Genomic DNA, 16,080 nt, shown 5'->3' with positions numbered 1-16,080 from the left:
GGTGATCCAGTGGTGCGCGACACAACCCGCCCGGAATCTGACGCGAACCTCTTGATCAACAGGGCTGGGAGGGGAGGGGGAAGGGGGTGGGGGAGGGGAGGGGCGGCGGCCCCCCGTGTGGCCGCCGCCCTTTGTGGATCAGCCGTTCAGCAGGTCGTACGCCATTGCCGGTGCCTTCACCGCGGCGGTGCCGGTCGGCGCGGTGATCTTCGGCGCGCTGCCGTAGTCGGCGTACTTGACGACGTAGTCGTACGCCTTGGTCTTACCGGCGGCCGGCATCTTCAGCGTCAGCGACGCCAGGTGCTTGTCCGCACCGACCACGGCCGTGAACGGCACCTTCTTGCCCGCCTCGCCGAGGGCCGCCGCCTCGCCGTCCTCCAGCGCCTTCGCCGCCTCCCCGGCGCTCACGTCGATGAAACCGACGTACTGGCCGGGGCTCTTCTCCTGCACCTCGGTGGCCGCCTGGATCAGCGGACCCGCGTTGCCCTGGTCCACACCGTCGAACGTCGGGATGCTCGCGGCGTCGGTCAGCTTCGTGCGGTCCAGCTTCATCCACTTGTCGGGGAACTTTGGCAGGCCGGGACGTCCGCTGAACTTCGCCTTCACCCAGTTCTGGTCCTTGATCACCAGGAACGACATCTTCACCACGACACCGTCGTCCGGCGGCATGACCATGTTGATCTCGAATCCCTCGGAAGCCGGGTCGATCCGACCGTCGATCGTGCTCGACGCGTCCTTGCCGCTGAACCGGAACGCCCCCTCGGTGCCGTCCGGGACGGCGGCGAGGAGCGCGTCCTTCGGACTGACGCTCGGGCTGGCGGACGGGCTGTTCGGTGGCGTCGCGGTGGGTTCGCTCTCCGTCCCGCAACCCGCGAGCAGGGTGGTCGCGGCCAGCACGGCGGCGACCGTACCGACCGTCCGTCGGATGGTGCCGGCGGTGCCCGTTGCCTGTGTCATCGCTTGTCTCTTTCTCGCTGCGTGGCTTCTGCCGACGAGGATGTTGCCGGCCGGCACGGCGGTTCGGCTGCCGATATGCTGCCGTCCGGCTGCCGGGCACTGCCGTCCGGCGGTCCCGGGGGTGTCAGGAGCGAGAACGCGCATGTCAGGCCAACTGCGTTTCGAGATTCTCGGGCCTCAGCGGGCCTGGTACGCCGACCGGGAGATCGACCTCGGTCCGGCCAAGCAGCGGGCGGTGCTCGCCGTACTGCTGCTCGCCGCCGGCCGCCCGGTGTCCACCGGGCAGATCGTCGACGCGGTCTGGCCGGAGGACCCGCCCGCGAACGGTCCCAACGTCGTGCAGAAGTACGTGGCCGGGCTGCGCCGGGTGCTGGAACCGGACCGGTCTCCCCGTACGCCGGGACAGGTCCTCAGCCTGACCGACGCCGGCTATTCGCTGCGGGTGGACCCCGAGGCGGTCGACGCGGTCCGCTTCGAACGGGGCGTGCAGGCCGCCCGCCAGCGACACACGACCGGGCGTACGGACGAGGCGCTTGCCGAACTGGTCGCCGCCCTTGACCTGTGGCAGGGCGAGCCGTTCACCGGTTTCGCCGGGCCGATCTTCGAGGCGGCCCGGCAGCGACTGGTGGAGTTACGGGCCGTGGCGTTGGAGACCCGGTCCGAGTTGACGCTGGACCTCGGACGGCACCGCGAGACGATCGGTGAGCTGGTGGAGTTGGTGGCCGAGTTCCCCGTCCGGGAACGGCTGCGACACCAACTCGTGCTCGCGCTCTATCGCAGCGGGCGGCAGGCGGAGGCGCTCGCCGCCTACCGGGAGTTCGGCGACCTGCTCCGCGAGGAGTACGGCATCGAGCCGGGCGAGGCGTTGCAGGAACTGCACCGGCGCATCCTGCGCTCCGACCCGACCCTGGCGGCGACCCCACACACCGCCGAACCACAGGCGCAGCGCACCGCCGCACCCGAGGCGGCGCAGCGCACCGCCGCACCCGAGGCACCGGCGGACACGGCGCCCGCACCCGCGACACCGCCGCCGGCAGCCCCGCTGCCCGGACCGGCAGCGTCGGTGGCCGCCCCCGTCGGTCTCCTCCCCTCCCTGCCGGGACCGGCATCGCCGTCCGCCCTGTCTGTGCCGCCTCCCCCCGCGCTCGTTCCCCTGCCACCTCCGGCGGCCCCCACGAAGCCCGCTCGGCGGGAGACGCCGCGCTGGGCGAGCAGGACGGTCACGATCCTCGGGACGGTGCTCGTCCTGCTCTCGTTCGGCTGCCTGACCTGGCTGGTGATCCTGGCCTACGCGGGGTGGCGGCGGAGCTGGCGTCTCGCGCTCGCGGGTCTCGGTTACCTGGCGCTGCTCGTCGTCGAGGTGGTCATGCTCGACGTCGAGAGTCCGGACGCCGAGGTGCCCGGACCACAGGCGGTGACCTTCCTCGGCCTGGCCCTCATCACCTGGCTCGCCGGGGCGGCGCACGTGGTGCTGCTCAGCCGTGGACTCTGGGCCGCGATCACCGGACGACCGGACAGCGCCCGCGGTCGCGCCGACGAGGAGCGGCGCATCCGCCGGGAGCACGCCCGCTACCTGCTCTACCACTACCCGGCGGCCCGTGCCGAGTTGGGACTCGGTCGACCCGACCTGCCCGGCACCTTCGACGACGGCGGTCTGGTCGACGTCAACGCGGTCCCGGAGCAGGTGCTCACGGCCCTGCCCGGCCTGACGTCCGAGCAGGGCCGGCAGATCGTGGTGGACCGCTGGCTGCGCGGCCCGTACGCCTCGATGGAAGAGTTCGCGTCGCGCTGCCTGCTGCCTCCCAGCGCGACCGAGCCGCTGCGCGACCTGTTGCTCTTCCTGCCCCCGGCGTCCCGGCCCGACGAGGCACGAACGCGCGGATCGTGACCGGCACCTCCCGCGCGGGCCGGGGTTCTGACGGACGGCGCTGGTAGAAATGCCGGATGGGCGACGAGCGGGTGGCGGTACGGGAGCGGGCCGAGGCGGTGCTGCGTCGGCTGGCCGGTGAGCACGCCCGGCTCCGTGAAGACCAGTGGCGGGCCATCGAGGCGCTGGTCGTCGACCGACGCCGGGTGCTGTGCGTACAGCGCACCGGTTGGGGCAAGTCGGCGGTCTACTTTGTGGCCACCGCGCTGCTCCGCGCCCGCGAGCAGGGCGGCGGGAGGGGCGAGCACGGCCCGACCGTCATCGTGTCGCCGCTGCTGGCACTCATGCGCAACCAGGTGGAGGCGGCGGCCCGCGCCGGCATCCGGGCACGCACGATCAACTCGGCGAACCTCGACGAGTGGGACGAGATCACCGCCGAGATCCAGGCCGGAGCGGTGGACGTCCTGTTGATCAGTCCGGAACGCCTCAACAACCCGGACTTCCGCGACGGCGTGCTGCCGAAGCTGGCCGCGACGACCGGTCTGCTGGTGGTCGACGAGGCGCACTGCGTCTCCGACTGGGGGCACGACTTCCGGCCGGACTACCGGCGGCTGCGCACGTTCCTGGCCGAACTACCCGAGCGCACGCCCGTGCTGGCCACCACGGCCACCGCCAACGCGCGGGTCACCCAGGACGTCGCCGAGCAACTGGGCGACGCGCTCGTCCTACGCGGGACGCTGGACCGTGAGTCACTGCGGCTCGGCGTGCTCGACCTGCCCAGCCCCGCACACCGGCTGGCGTGGCTCGCCGACCACCTGGACGAGCTGCCCGGCTCCGGCATCGTCTACACGCTGACCGTCGCGGCGGCGGGGGAGACCACCGAGTTCCTGCGCTCGCGGGGTTACCCGGTGGCGTCGTACACCGGCCAGGCCGACGACGCCGACCGGCGCGCCGCCGAACAGGACCTGCTCGACAACAAGATCAAAGCGCTGGTCGCCACCAGCGCGCTCGGCATGGGCTTCGACAAACCCGACCTGGGCTTCGTCGTGCACCTCGGCGCGCCGCCGTCGCCGATCGCGTACTACCAGCAGGTCGGCCGTGCCGGCCGCGCCGTCGAACACGCCGAGGTGCTGCTGCTGCCCGGCGTCGAGGACGCCGCCATCTGGCGTTACTTCGCCTCGCTGGCGTTCCCGCCGGAGCAGCAGGTCCGTGCGGTGCTGGCCGCCCTGCACACCGACCGGCCGCTCTCCACCCAGGCCCTCGAACCCCTTGTCGACCTGCGCCGGGCCCGCCTGGAGCTGATGCTCAAGGTGCTCGACGTGGACGGCGCGGTCCGCCGGGTGCGCGGTGGCTGGCTCGCCACGGGCGAGCCCTGGGTCTACGACGAGGCCCGGTTGCGCCGCGTCGCCCAGGCGCGCACCGTCGAGCAACAGGCCATGCGGGAGTACGCGTCGACGGGCGACTGCCGGATGCGATACCTACGGGAGCGCCTGGACGACGCCGGTGCGACCGACTGCGGCCGGTGCGACAGGTGTGCCGGCCCACTGTTCGCCGCGGACGTGTCGACGGTCGCGCTCGCCACCGCCCAGACCTTCCTGGGCCGGCCCGGCGTCCAGATCGCGCCCAAGAAGCTCTGGCCGACCGGGTTGGAGGCGGTGGGCGTACCCCTCAAGGGCCGGATCGCCCCGGCGGACCAGGCGCTGGCCGGCCGCGCGGTCGGCCGCCTCTCCGACCTGGGGTGGGGCGGTCGGCTGCGGGACCTGGTCGGCCCGGAGTCGCCCGACGCGCCGGTGCCCGACGACGTGGCAGGCGCGGTGGTCGAGGTGCTGAAGGCCTGGGCGCACGGCGACGACCCGTGGCCCCGCCGGCCGGTGGCGGTGGTCGCCGTCTCGTCGCGCCGGCGGCCCCGGTTGGTCGGCTCCCTGGCCGAGCGGATCGCCGCCGTGGGCCGGCTGCCGCTGCTCGGCGCGGTCACCGCGACCGGCCCGGACGGCCCCGGCGGGCCGCGCGGCAACAGCGCCCAGCGGGTACGCGCGCTGCACGACGCCTTCTCCGTGCCGCCCGAACTGGCCGACGCGCTGGCCGCGCTGGACGGGCCGGTGCTGCTCGTCGACGACCTGGTCGACTCGGGTTGGACGATGGCGATGGTCGCCCGGGAACTCCGGCGGGCCGGCGCCCCCGACGTGCTGCCGCTCGCGCTCGCCGTGGCCGGCTGAGTCGTCCGTGAGCGCCGGTCAACGGCGGCGCGGGGAAAGTTCCCGGGTCGGGCGGATTGCGACGGCCGCCACGCTGCCCCGGCGTCGGCCGGAACCGACCGGGCACGACGGTACGGTGGCGGGATGAGCTGGACGCCGGCGGTGCCTGACCAGGCGGGCGCGCCCCCGTCGGACGGGAGCACCGTCGCCGCCGACCGGGCGGGCGCGGCGCTGTCGGACCCGAGCACCGTCGCCGCCGACCGGGCTGGCGAGGCGCTGTCGGACGGGTCGGTCGCCACGGCCGTCTCGGCTCCGGGTGTTGCCGGTGGGCCCGACCGGAGCACGGTCCGGTTGGCGCTGGTGGTGGGTGGTCTGGTGCTCGCCGTCCTGCTCGGCTTCGGCCTCGGTCGCCTGAACGGCGGCACCAACGACTACGGCGGCACCGGCCTCGGCGGCACCACCGGCGGCGCGGCGGCGACCCCCGACCACACCCACCCGGCGGGCACCGGGGCCCACGACCACGGCTCCGTCACTGGCGCTGACCAGGGCGCCGCCGCCGAGCCGGGCGGTCTGTCGGTCAGCTCGGGCGGATACACGCTCGTGCCACTGGCCACCGAGTTCCCGGCCGGCCGCACCGGGCAACTGCGCTTTCAGGTACGCGACGCGCAACGTCGACCGGTCACCCGCTTCGCCGTCGTACACGACAAGCCGATGCACGTCATCGTGGTACGCCGGGACCTGACCGGCTACCAGCACCTGCACCCGACGATGACGCCGGACGGCATCTGGTCGGTGCCGATGACCCTCCCGCAGCCCGGCGTCTGGCGGGCGTACGCGGACTTCACCGTGGTCGCCGACAACGGCGGCCAGAGCGCCGTGACCCTCGGCGTGGACCTGGTGGTGCCGGGCGCGTACCAGCCGCGTCCGTTGCCCGCGCCGGCGACCTCGACGACGGTTGACGGGTTCACGGTCGGCTACCAGGGCAGCCCGCAGGCCGGGGTGACGGTGCCACTGACCTTCCGGATCGACGGCCCGAGCGGTGGCGCGGCGCTGGAGCGCTACCTCGGCGCGTACGGGCACCTGGTGGCGCTGCGCGAAGGCGACCTCGGCTACCTGCACGTGCATCCCGAACCGGAGTTGGCCGACGGTCAGGTCAAGTTCTGGCTGACCATCCCCAGCCCCGGCCGTTACCGCCTCTACCTGGACTTCCAGGTAGCCACCAAGGTCCACACCGCCGAACTAACCCTAACCATCCCCTAACCCCCACCCCCCTGGCCCGCCCCCGCCCGCACTGCGTTGATCATGAAGTTATTGCCACTCGCATCGGCGTGTCGTGGCAATAACTTCATGATCAACGCGGAGATCTGGTGGGGGGACGGGAGGATCCCGGGGGTCCGGGGGGGTTAGCCGGCTCGGCGGGTGGGGCGGCGGGCCAGGTAGCGGAGGAGGTCGCGGATGTGGTGCTTCTCCTCGGCCGGAACGGTGGGGTCGGCCAGCCGATCCAGGATGGCGCGGACGTCGGCGTCGACCGGGCCGTCGTCGCTGCGGCGTCGAGGCGTCGGGCCGGCGTCGGGCAGTCCGAGGGCCCGGAACGCGGCCGCCACCGGCAGATCCAGGGCGGCGCAGAAACCGCGTACCTTCGCCAGTTCCGGATAGTCCTGCCAGTCACCGGCCAGCCAACGGAACACGGTGGAGCGGCCCACGCCCGTGTGCGCGGCGAGATCGCTCACGGTCCACCCGCGCTCTTCGCGGGCGTCGTCGATGGCCCGCCGGACGAAGCGGGCGAACGCCATCTGCGGTGTTACGTCTGCGGAACCCATCCGGTATGTCTTTCCCTCCCGGCCGAGCACTGGGAAGATGCGCCTCCGAGCGTAGTACGCCGAGGATCGGAAACCACTGACTGACCGCACAAACTGTCCCACGGATGAGACTCCACCTCGGGCAGTATTCGGACCGGTACCGAGCGATCATCATCGTTCTTCTACTAAGCTCGGTGCCCGTCCCGGCACGGCGCACCCGCCTGCCGCGTTCGCCCGGACCACCGCCGAGGAGCACCATGGCCGAATCGCGCCGTCCGCAGCCGTACCAGCCTGGTGCGGTGAGCCTCTTCTTCGTCGTCAAGGCCGGCGTCTTCGCCGCCGGGTTCTGGACCTGGTTGCTGGTCCTGGTGCTCCGCACCGACGCGGCGACCGGCGCCCACGTGCTGGCCGCCACCGGCGCGATCACCACCACCCTGGTCGCCGTGGTGCTGGGCGCCCGGATGGCGCTACAGCAGAACGCGGCCGTCCGGCACGCCGAGACGAAGAAGCTGCTCGTCGACATCTCCTGGAACGCGTTCACGGCCGCCGGCAACGCCGAGAGTTCTGGGAAGGTGGTGCCCTTCCCGAGCAGCCCGGTGGACGACGACCGCCCGACGCGCAACGGCGGGGACCGGGTGGCGGTCTTCGACCGTTCCGGCAGCCGGGACCGGGGCAGCAACGCCGACCGCCGACGCTGATACCTCTGCCAAGTCCCGGGCCGGCGGCAGGTCGACCCTAGCTGGTGGACCCCGTATCGCCGGCCAGGAGGACCTCCAGCCGGGGCGTGACCTGCCACTGGTCGACCAGCTCGCGGTACTCCGTGTGCCGTGGGTCGGCGACACCGGTGTGGCGGGCACGGATCAGCAGGTTGCGGGGGGTGTGCTGGGAGTCGACGAACTCCACCACCTCGGCCCGGTAACCGTGCGTCCGCAGCAACCCGGCGCGCAGCGCGTCGGTGAGCACGTCGGCGAAGCGCTCGCGCAGGATGCCCTGTCGGGTCAGCAACTCGTACGGCGCCGGGGTGGGCTGCGCGCGCAGCTGCTTGGCGAGGTCGTGGTGGCAGCAGGGCGCGGCGAGTACCCAGCGGGCCTGCCAGCGCACCGCGCGGGCCAGCGCCTCGTCGGTGGCGGTGTCGCAGGCGTGCAGCGCCAGCACCAGGTCCGGGGCGGGTTCGACGACGGCCTCGGCGATCGTGCCGGCGACGAAGCTGACCTTGTCGGCCCAGCCCAGTCGCTGCGCCAGCTCGGTGTTGCGCCGGCGCTGGTCCTCCCGGACGTCCACGCCGACCAGCTCGACATCGAGCCCTCGGCCCGTCAGATAGCGGTAGGCGGCGAAGGTCAGGTAGGCGTTGCCGCAGCCGAGGTCGACCACCCGCAGCGGACCGGTCAGGTCGTCGGGCAGGGTCGCGGCCAGGGCCCGCAGGAACGCGTCGACCTGGCGGCGCTTCGCCGCCGAGCCGCCGATCTCGGCGAAGATCGGGTCGCCGGGATCGAGCAGGTACTCCTTCGCCCGGTCGTTCCCACCCGGTGTCGTCGCCGGTCGGGCCGTTGCCGCGCGGTGTACCTGCGCCTCGCCGGACTTGGTCACCCGGAGCTGGAGGGTCGCGTCGGCGGTCTCCACGTGCCAGTTGCCGAAGGGCTCGGCCAGGAGTTCATCGACGGCCGCGTCGGCCTCGGGACCGGGAGCGACATTGCGGGTGTACGGGCGTACGCCGTCGGAGGTGGTGACCTGGAGTCGGGGCCCGGCCTTGAGCGTCACCGGACGCAGTTCGGCCCGCTCGACGGTGGGGCGACGGCCGCGACGGCGTCCGGCGGCGACCGCCCGGGTCAGCGCGGGATCGAGCAGCAGCGCCCGAACCTCGGTCAGGGCAGCGTCCAGTGGTTGCGGCATCGTTCCATCTTCGGCAGGTGGGGTGGGAAGAAGGGAACATCCCCCGCACCGCGCGAGGCGGTGCGGGGGATGTCGGATGGTTCTCGCTGGGTCAGTCCGCGGTCGCCTCGGCCGGCGTACCCTCGCCGGAACCGCCACCACGACGGCGTCGGCGGCGGCGCGGCTTGGCGGCCTCGCCCTCGGCGGCGTCGACGGACCCGGCCGGCGTCGCGTCGGCCGCGATCACCGCGGTCGGCTCGCCGGTCAACGTCTCGCCGGCCCGGCGGCGACGTCGGCGGCGCGGGGTGCGGGTGGCCTCGTCGCCGGCGGCGTCCGCGGGTGCTTCGGCGGCCGGCGTGTCGGCGTCGGTGCGGTCGCGGCGACCGTCGCCCCGACCACGGCGCTCGCCCCGGCCCTCGCCACGACTCTCACCGCGCCGGCCGCCCCGGCCACCGCTGTCGCCCCGGCGCGAGCGGGTGGTGCCACCGAGGTCTTCCTCGATCTCGGCGGACAGCCCGGCGCGGGTCCGCTCGGCCGTGGGCAGCGTGCCGCTGACCTCGGTCGAGATGACCAGGTCGGTGTAGAGGTGCGGGGAGGTGTGGTACGTCTCCGGCGGCTCGGGCATCTCCAGACCGAGGGTCTTGTCGATGATCCGCCAGCGCGGCATGTCGTCCCAGTCGACGAAGGTCACCGCGACGCCGGTCGCCCCGGCCCGACCGGTACGACCGATGCGGTGGGTGTAGGTGTCCTGGTCTTCCGGGCAGTCGTAGTTGATGACGTGGGTGACGCCGGTGACGTCCAGGCCCCGGGCCGCGACGTCGGTGGCGACCAGGATGTCGATCTTGCCGGCGCGGAAGGCCCGCAGGGCCCGCTCCCGGGCACCCTGGCCGAGGTCACCGTGCACCGCGGCGACCGCGAACCCGCGGAAGTCGAGATCCTCGGCGACCCGGTCGGCGGCCCGCTTGGTACGGGTGAAGATCATGGTCAACCCACGCCCCTCGGCCTGGAGGATGCGCGCCACCACCTCGACCTTGTTCATCGAGTGGGTGCGGTAGACCAGTTGCTGGGTCTGCGGCGACGGCCCGGTCTCGGCGGTGTGCCCGGCGTGGATCGTCATCGGCTGGCGCAGGAAGCGCCGGGACAGGGTGACGATCGGGTCCGGCATGGTCGCCGAGAAGAGCATCGTCTGCCGGTCTTCCGGAAGCATCGCCAGGATCTTCTCGACGTCGTCGAGGAAACCCAGGTCGAGCATGCGGTCGGCCTCGTCCAGGACGAGCGCGCGTACCCGGTCGAGGCGGAGGTGCTTCTGCTTCTGCAGGTCCATCAGTCGACCCGGCGTGCCGACGAGGATCTCGACGCCCTTGCGCAGCGCGTCGATCTGCGGTTCGTACGCCACGCCGCCGTAGATCGGCAGCACCCGGACGCCGCGCGTCCGGCCGGCGGCGGCCAGGTCCTTGGCGACCTGGATGCCCAGCTCGCGGGTCGGTACGACGACAAGCGCCTGGGGGACGCCGTCGCCACCCTCGCTCGGCGCGAAGACCCGCTCCAGCAGCGGTACGCCGAAGCCGAGGGTCTTGCCGGTGCCGGTGGGCGCCTGGCCGATCAGGTCGACGCCGCGCAGCGCGATCGGAATCGCGTACTCCTGGATGGCGAACGCACGGGTGATGCCGGCCGCGGCCAGCGCCTCGACGGTCTCGTCGCGGGCGCCGAGGGCGGCGAAGGTGGGTGCCTCCGGTCGGACCGGGGCGGTGGGGGCCAGTTCCTGGCCGTCCATCAGATCTTGAGTCAGCTCGCTCATGTGGATGTGGGGGTGCCCTCTCGTGGGTGCGCCCCGTCATGTCCTCAGGGCGCGGTCGGTATGACGCGGGCCACACGGTCGGGGGCAGACTGCCGAGCCGGACCGGGCCGCACGCGCACCGCAGGCTGGACTTCGATCAGATCGGCGCCCGCGGCAACTGCTCTATGCTACCCGAACAGGCAAGCTCACGTCCCGATTCCCGGTCGGCCAGCCGCCACGCGGGGGGACTGAATGTGAACTGCATCACACACGGTAGCCTGCGCTCGTGTCCACCGCCGGTTCCGCCGTCCCCGACCTGCTGGGTCTGGTCGCCTTCGGCGAACTGCTCGCCTTCGAACGCATGGCCGCCGACGCGCGACTCGCCCCGGACCTGCGCCGGCGCGTCGAGCTGGACCAGATGGCCGCGGCCGAGATCGACAACTACCGCCGGCTCGCCGACCGGCTCGCCGCACTCGGTGTGCCGCCGGAGGAGGCGATGGCGCCCTACGTGCGACCGTTGCAGGCGTACCACGACTCCACCGAGCCGCGGGACTGGGCCGAGGTCGTCACCAAGGCGTACGTGGGCGACGCCATCACCGACGACTTCCTCCGGGAAATCGGCCACGCGCTGGACGGACCCGACCGGGCGCTGGTGCTCGACGTGCTGCACGACTCCCGGTACGCGGAATTCGCCGCCGCCGAGATCCGGCTGGCCGTCGCCGACGACCCACGGGTGGCCGGCCGGCTCTCCATGTGGGCCCGGCGACTGGTCGGCGAGGCCCTGTCCCAAGCCGGCCGCGTCGCCGCCGAACGCGCCACGCTCACCGTACTGATCACGCAGGCCGAGCGGATCGACGTGCCGGAGCTCTTCGCGCGGCTCACCGCCGCGCACACCGCGCGAATGGCCGCCGTTGGACTGAACAATTGAGCGCCCCTCGTCGGGCGCGTTCACGCGGTACCGGCCCGCGGCAGGTGGCAGGACGCCGACCTGCCGCGACGGCCGGACCGGTCAGCGGACGGTGAAACCGACCGCGCGGGGGGACGCCTCGGCGATCTCGACGTAGGCGACCTTCTCGACCGGAACGATGACCCGCCGGCCCTTCTCGTCGGTCAGGGAGAGCGTGCCGCCGTTGCCGGCGAAGGCGTCGGTCACGATCTGCTCGATCTCGGCCGGCGACTGCGCGCTGTCCAGAACCAGCTCGCGCGGCGCGTACTGCACGCCGATCTTGACCTCCACTGTGCCTCCTCAACTGGGCGATAACCGCCCTGCGAAGGCTATCCGATCACGGGGGTGGCGGTCAGGCTGACTCACCTTGCAGCGGGAAGCTCGCGATGCCCCGCCACGACAGCGCCGCGACCAGTGCCTCGGCCTCCGCCTTCGGCACCTGCCGGCCGCCGGCCAGCCAGAACTGGGCGGCCGACTCCGCCGCGCCGACCAGCCCGGAGGCGAGCAACTCGGCGTGCGACCGGCTCACGCCCGTGTCGGAGATGATGGTGTCGGTGATCGCCGCGATGCAGCCCTGCTCGACCCGCTCGACCCGCTGCCGGACCGCCGGGTCGTTGCGCAGGTCCGATTCGTAGACGAGCCGGAACGCCTCGCTCTCGTGATCGACGAAGTCGAAGTACGCGCGGACCGACGCGCTGACCCGTTCCTTGTTGTCGCTGGTGCCCCGCATCGCCTCGTGCACCTGAGCGACGATGGCGTCACAGTGGGTGTCCAAGAGCGCCAGGTAAAGGTCCATCTTCCCGGGGAAGTGTTGGTAGAGCACCGGCTTGGAGACCCCGGCCCGCTCGGCGATGTCGTCCATCGCCGCAGCGTGGTAGCCCTGCGCGACGAACACCTCCTGGGCCGCCGCGAGCAGCTGCTTACGACGCGCGGAGCGGGGCAGGCGGGTGGGCCTGCCAGCGGTCTGTGCGCCGTTCCCCACAGCCGTCATGGGATCCTCCGAGTTCTTCGTACGAGCCGCCATTTTCCCCCCAGACCGGGGCGGCCCCCGACCGCGTCGTGGAATTGGCCCGCCGCTGTAACTTATCGCCACTCTCCCCACACGGTAGCCTCAGCGAGGGCGACCAAGGAGCGCGCGGTGAGTGAAACAGGGCAACCCGGAGCCGCCACCCCGGGAGAGCACGGTGACGGATCGGGTCAGCACGACGACCCGGGTCGTTCCGGCAACGGGTGGGCGCCCTCGACGGGCGGGTGGTCACCGTCCGGCGAGAGCGAAGCGGCCGGGGAGCAGGCGCCACGATGGCAGCCCGACCCCGCGTCCGGCTGGCGCACCACCTCGACGAGGCACGGTGACCTGCCCGCGCCGCTGCCTGGGCTGCCCGGCGCCGCCGAGCGGCCGGCCCGGGTCAACGGCCACCACATGAACGGCGTCCACCAGGCCGAGGGTGACGGCGTGGTCGACGGTGCCCACCACGGGGACGCCGAGATCAACGGTGTGGGTGCGCCGTCGGGTCGTCAGACACCGGTCAGCGCGCCACCCGGACGGACCGCCGAAGACCGGCCCGACCTGGGCGCCGGCCGCCTGGCGGTGCCCGCCCAGCGCCCCGCGCCCCCCGCCGACCAGGGGTCGGGAGAGGCCGACGGCGGCAGTGCCCGGCACCTGACCGCCGACCCCACCACGCCGCGTGGCGCCCGCTGGGCCGAACCGGGCGTGCCCGGCACCGCGCCCATCCAGGTGCCGCCCGTCGGCACGGCGGCCTCGGGCTTCGAGGTGCCACCCGGACTCCACGCGCCGACCGGCGACCGCTCGACCGGCGACGACCGGGAGGCCGGGTCGCGCTCCCGGCGCGAAGCGCTCGCGCCGGAGGCGTCGGCCGAGTCGGGACGTGGCGACGAGTCCGAACCGGAACGCCCCGCCGCCGACACCCGGCGAGCGGGCGAGCCCTCCTCCGTCGAGCCGGACTGGTCCGGGCCGAGCTGGAACCGCCCGAGTTGGGGCAGCGGGTGGGCGCCACCCTGGTCCCGGCAGGACGGCGAACCGTCCGACCAACCGACGCGGGACGAGTCCGCGCCGGGTTGGGTCGCCGAGCCGAGCGTGCCGTACGAGCCGGTGCGGGCCGAGTCGACGCGTCCGTACGAGCCACTGGCCGCCGAGCCCCCCCGCGCGTACGACCTCGCCACCGAGGCGGAGGTGACATCCGACCGCGGCCGGCCCTCGCGCCCGTCCTGGGCCGGCGAACGTCCGGCCCCGACCCCGGCCAGCGTGCCGCCGGATGCCTCCCGCTCCGAGCCGACCGAGCGCCCGTCCTGGGCCGGCGGGCCGACGTCCGAGCCGGCCGGTACGCCCGCCGCGCACCGTCCGTCCTGGGCCGCGCCGATGTCGAGCAGCGTGCCGACCGACCCGCCACCACGCGCGAATGCCTCGGACCCCACCCCGACCAGCGGGCCCGGGGCGCCCACGCCCGCCGCGCCGGCGGCTGCCGAGCGTCCGTCCTGGGGCGGGGGTTCCGTGCCGACCAGCGGGCCGGCGGCTGCCGAGCGTCCGTCCTGGGCCGGGGGTCCCATGCCGACCAGCGGCCCGCCGGCGGCCGAGCGTCCGTCGTGGGGTGGCGGTGCCGTGCCGACCAGCGGTCCGCCGTCTGCCGAGCGTCCGTCGTGGGCCGGGGGTCCCGTGCCGACCAGCGCCGCTCACGAGGAGCCGACCAGTGGTCCGCCGGCTGCCGACCGTCCGTCCTGGGCCGGTCCGGCATCGGCCCTTCCGCCGCCGCGCCCCTCCTGGTCCGGCGAGTCGGACCCGGCGCCGACCAGCTTCGGGGCGTCCCGTCCGTCCTGGGCCGGTGCGCAGGCCTCCGACAGCACGTCCGCGCGCCCAACCTGGGCCGGCCCCGCGCCGGTGGACCCGTCGACGCCGGTCGACCCGCCGCCGGCGCCCGCCGGCCCCCCGGCGACGGTGGTGGACGCGCCGAAGCAGAGCACACCGTCACCGGCGACGCCCGTCCGTCCGGCGGCCGAGCGTCCGTCGTGGGCAGGCAACTCGCCGACACCCGTGGCGAACGCGGCCGCCGAACGACCGGACTGGTCCGAGGGGCGCATTCCGGCGGCCTCGCCGGGCGATCGTCCGTCCTGGCCAGCCAGCCGGCCGGCGAGCCCCGCCCGGGGGAGCGACGCGGGCGAGTCGGCCAAGCCGGTCCGACCAACCGGGCCGTTCCGGCTCCGGCCGGCGAGCCCCGAGCCACCCGACCCATCGACCGTCGGGCCCGCCCCCAGCGCCCCGACGGCAACCGGTCCGGCCTCGGCCACCGCCGGGTCGGGGCGACACGACCGGCCATCCGCGTCCGCCCCGTCCTACGCGGCCCGTCGATCCGCCCCGGAACCGGCGTCGCCGGCCGACGCCGCCGCCAGCGGTCGACGGCCCGACACCCCGGCGGTACTGCCGCAGCGCGTCCCCGCGCAACCGGACGTGCCCGTTGTGCCGGAGCCGCCAGCCGTGGAGCCACCCGCCGAAACCCCTGAACTCGCGCGCATCGCCACCCACCTGCGCCGCGACGACGAGCCCGCTCCGTTGCGGGAGCGTCCCGAGGGATTCGACGTCAACGCCATCCTGGACGCCGTCCGGGAGGTGGCCGGAGTCCGGGACGCGGCGCTGCGTCGCACCCCGGCGGGTGCGCACAGCCTTCGGCTGGACCTGGCTGACGGCGCGGATCCGGCCGAGGTGAGCCGGCAGGTCGCCCGGCTGCTCCAGGAACGGATGGGCCTCGCCGCGGCACCGCAGAACGTGCCCGGCCTGCCCACCACGCCGTCCCCACCGGTACGCCGCCGGGCGGCCGAGTCGCGACCCGCCGAGCCCCGGTCGGGTGGCGCGAAACCCGCCAACGCGCGACCCGCCGAGGCCCGTCCCGCCGAGGCCCGTCCCGCCGAGCCACGCAACAACGTCGCGGAGACGCGTATCGCCGACGGCGGCAGCTCGGCGGCGGCCGCACCGACGAGCCCCGAGCAGCGGACCGCCCCGGACGCCGCACCCCGGCGGCGGACGGGCACGCCGCACCGGGGCCGCGCCACGGTCGAGGAGCCCGGCTCGGTCTCGGGTGTGCCCGCCGGTGGAGCCACTGGCAGCCCGGCGACGCTCGGTACGTCGTACTCCGGTGGTCAGGTGACCACGACGGAGTCGGCGCCCTCCCGCCCGCTGGACACCGGCGGCGCGCCGGGGCCGCGCGTGGTCATCGACCACGTGCAGGTCAGCACCTTCGGCCTGGACGCCAATGTGGAGGTACGGCTGCTCGCCGGCGACGGTACCGCCGCCGGGTACGCGACCGGGCCGGCGGTGGACGGTTACGTGCTGCGGCTCTGCGCGGTGGCCGCCGCCGCCGCCGTCGACGAGTTGCTGCGCGGCACCGAGAACGCCGAGCGCGGCCGCTGCTTCGTCGAGCACGCGGCGGTGGTGCCGTTCGGCAACTGCGAGGTGGCGACCGTGGTGGTGCTGCTGGTCTGCGAAGGCTGGGTCGAGCAGCTCGCCGGCTCGGCTCTGGTGGCGGGCGATCCGCGGCAGGCGGTGGTCCGAGCCACGCTCGCGGCGGTCAACCGCCGGCTGGAGGCACTGCTGTCCTAAAGGCCTGTTTTCATAAGAACTGGCCGGCCTGCGGCGGGCCCGGACGACGACCGGCGGCGTTGGG

12 protein-coding genes are annotated in these 16,080 nt (G+C 73.9%); 6 read left to right on the top strand and 6 right to left on the bottom strand.

All coding sequences use genetic code 11. The features are described from left to right. Positions 1 to 138: 138 nt before the first annotated feature. On the bottom strand, positions 139 to 957 hold the full coding sequence (locus ACIA3K_RS07985; RefSeq protein WP_396799808.1) for a hypothetical protein: 819 nt from the start codon (positions 955 to 957) through the stop codon (positions 139 to 141). Positions 958 to 1,099: 142 nt separating this feature from the next. Here ACIA3K_RS07985 and ACIA3K_RS07980 point away from each other — a divergent pair, with 142 nt between their 5' ends. From ACIA3K_RS07980 to ACIA3K_RS07970, 3 genes are all read left to right on the top strand, one after another. Continuing rightward, entirely contained in the window at positions 1,100 to 2,845 is a 1,746-nt protein-coding gene (locus ACIA3K_RS07980) for a BTAD domain-containing putative transcriptional regulator (protein ID WP_396799807.1), read from the top strand. A gap of 56 nt (positions 2,846 to 2,901) precedes the next feature. Then, complete coding sequence (locus ACIA3K_RS07975; RefSeq protein WP_396799806.1) at positions 2,902 to 5,040, top strand: DEAD/DEAH box helicase; 2,139 nt, start codon at positions 2,902 to 2,904, stop codon at positions 5,038 to 5,040. 123 nt (positions 5,041 to 5,163) lie between these two features. Further along, positions 5,164 to 6,279, top strand: coding sequence for a hypothetical protein (locus tag ACIA3K_RS07970; RefSeq protein ID WP_396799805.1), 1,116 nt, complete (start codon positions 5,164 to 5,166; stop codon positions 6,277 to 6,279). Between the two features lie 143 nt (positions 6,280 to 6,422). Here ACIA3K_RS07970 and ACIA3K_RS07965 read toward each other — a convergent pair whose 3' ends face one another. Further along, positions 6,423 to 6,839 carry a helix-turn-helix domain-containing protein gene (locus tag ACIA3K_RS07965; RefSeq protein ID WP_396799804.1) on the bottom strand — a complete coding sequence of 139 codons (417 nt, stop codon included), beginning with the start codon at positions 6,837 to 6,839 and terminating at the stop codon, positions 6,423 to 6,425. Between the two features lie 236 nt (positions 6,840 to 7,075). Here ACIA3K_RS07965 and ACIA3K_RS07960 point away from each other — a divergent pair, with 236 nt between their 5' ends. Continuing rightward, the gene (locus ACIA3K_RS07960) at positions 7,076 to 7,516 is read left to right on the top strand and encodes a hypothetical protein (RefSeq protein ID WP_396799803.1); all 441 of its coding nucleotides are present in this window, start codon (positions 7,076 to 7,078) and stop codon (positions 7,514 to 7,516) included. 37 nt (positions 7,517 to 7,553) lie between these two features. Here ACIA3K_RS07960 and ACIA3K_RS07955 read toward each other — a convergent pair whose 3' ends face one another. After that, positions 7,554 to 8,708: a class I SAM-dependent methyltransferase gene (locus ACIA3K_RS07955; RefSeq protein WP_396799802.1), complete on the bottom strand. Its 1,155-nt coding sequence runs from the start codon at positions 8,706 to 8,708 to the stop codon at positions 7,554 to 7,556. A 91-nt stretch (positions 8,709 to 8,799) separates the two neighbouring features. Further along, on the bottom strand, positions 8,800 to 10,485 hold the full coding sequence (locus ACIA3K_RS07950) for a DEAD/DEAH box helicase (protein ID WP_396799801.1): 1,686 nt from the start codon (positions 10,483 to 10,485) through the stop codon (positions 8,800 to 8,802). Positions 10,486 to 10,750: 265 nt separating this feature from the next. On the opposite strand from ACIA3K_RS07950, the gene ACIA3K_RS07945 reads away from it, so the two are divergent. Beyond that, entirely contained in the window at positions 10,751 to 11,392 is a 642-nt protein-coding gene (locus ACIA3K_RS07945; RefSeq protein ID WP_396799800.1) for a ferritin-like fold-containing protein, read from the top strand. Positions 11,393 to 11,473: 81 nt separating this feature from the next. On the opposite strand, the gene ACIA3K_RS07940 is transcribed toward ACIA3K_RS07945, so the two are convergent. Next, positions 11,474 to 11,701, bottom strand: a complete 228-nt coding sequence (locus ACIA3K_RS07940; RefSeq protein ID WP_030329796.1) for a DUF3107 domain-containing protein — start codon at positions 11,699 to 11,701, stop codon at positions 11,474 to 11,476. Positions 11,702 to 11,762: 61 nt separating this feature from the next. After that, positions 11,763 to 12,401 (bottom strand): TetR/AcrR family transcriptional regulator, encoded by a 639-nt coding sequence (locus ACIA3K_RS07935; RefSeq protein ID WP_396799799.1) that lies wholly within the window; start codon positions 12,399 to 12,401, stop codon positions 11,763 to 11,765. A gap of 147 nt (positions 12,402 to 12,548) precedes the next feature. Here ACIA3K_RS07935 and ACIA3K_RS07930 point away from each other — a divergent pair, with 147 nt between their 5' ends. Next, complete coding sequence (locus ACIA3K_RS07930) at positions 12,549 to 16,016, top strand: hypothetical protein (RefSeq protein ID WP_396799798.1); 3,468 nt, start codon at positions 12,549 to 12,551, stop codon at positions 16,014 to 16,016. Positions 16,017 to 16,080: the final 64 nt, after the last annotated feature.

The organism is Micromonospora sp. NPDC051543 (genome assembly GCF_044454415.1).
In the GTDB taxonomy this organism is placed as follows: Bacteria; Actinomycetota; Actinomycetes; order Mycobacteriales; family Micromonosporaceae; genus Micromonospora.
The sequence above is the reverse complement of the archived record's forward strand: the minus strand, read 5'-3'. Positions and strand labels throughout refer to the sequence as shown.

Excerpts from the sequence above, each read along its gene's own strand:
- ACIA3K_RS07955 (WP_396799802.1), bottom strand. The coding sequence starts at position 8,708 with ATGCCGCAACCACTGGACGCTGCCCTGACCGAGGTTCGGGCGCTGCTG.
- ACIA3K_RS07960 (WP_396799803.1), top strand. The coding sequence starts at position 7,076 with ATGGCCGAATCGCGCCGTCCGCAGCCGTACCAGCCTGGTGCGGTGAGC.
- ACIA3K_RS07950 (WP_396799801.1), bottom strand. The coding sequence starts at position 10,485 with ATGAGCGAGCTGACTCAAGATCTGATGGACGGCCAGGAACTGGCCCCC.
- ACIA3K_RS07980 (WP_396799807.1), top strand. The coding sequence starts at position 1,100 with ATGTCAGGCCAACTGCGTTTCGAGATTCTCGGGCCTCAGCGGGCCTGG.
- ACIA3K_RS07975 (WP_396799806.1), top strand. The coding sequence starts at position 2,902 with ATGGGCGACGAGCGGGTGGCGGTACGGGAGCGGGCCGAGGCGGTGCTG.
- ACIA3K_RS07965 (WP_396799804.1), bottom strand. The coding sequence starts at position 6,839 with ATGGGTTCCGCAGACGTAACACCGCAGATGGCGTTCGCCCGCTTCGTC.
- ACIA3K_RS07985 (WP_396799808.1), bottom strand. The coding sequence starts at position 957 with ATGACACAGGCAACGGGCACCGCCGGCACCATCCGACGGACGGTCGGT.
- ACIA3K_RS07970 (WP_396799805.1), top strand. The coding sequence starts at position 5,164 with ATGAGCTGGACGCCGGCGGTGCCTGACCAGGCGGGCGCGCCCCCGTCG.
- ACIA3K_RS07935 (WP_396799799.1), bottom strand. The coding sequence starts at position 12,401 with ATGACGGCTGTGGGGAACGGCGCACAGACCGCTGGCAGGCCCACCCGC.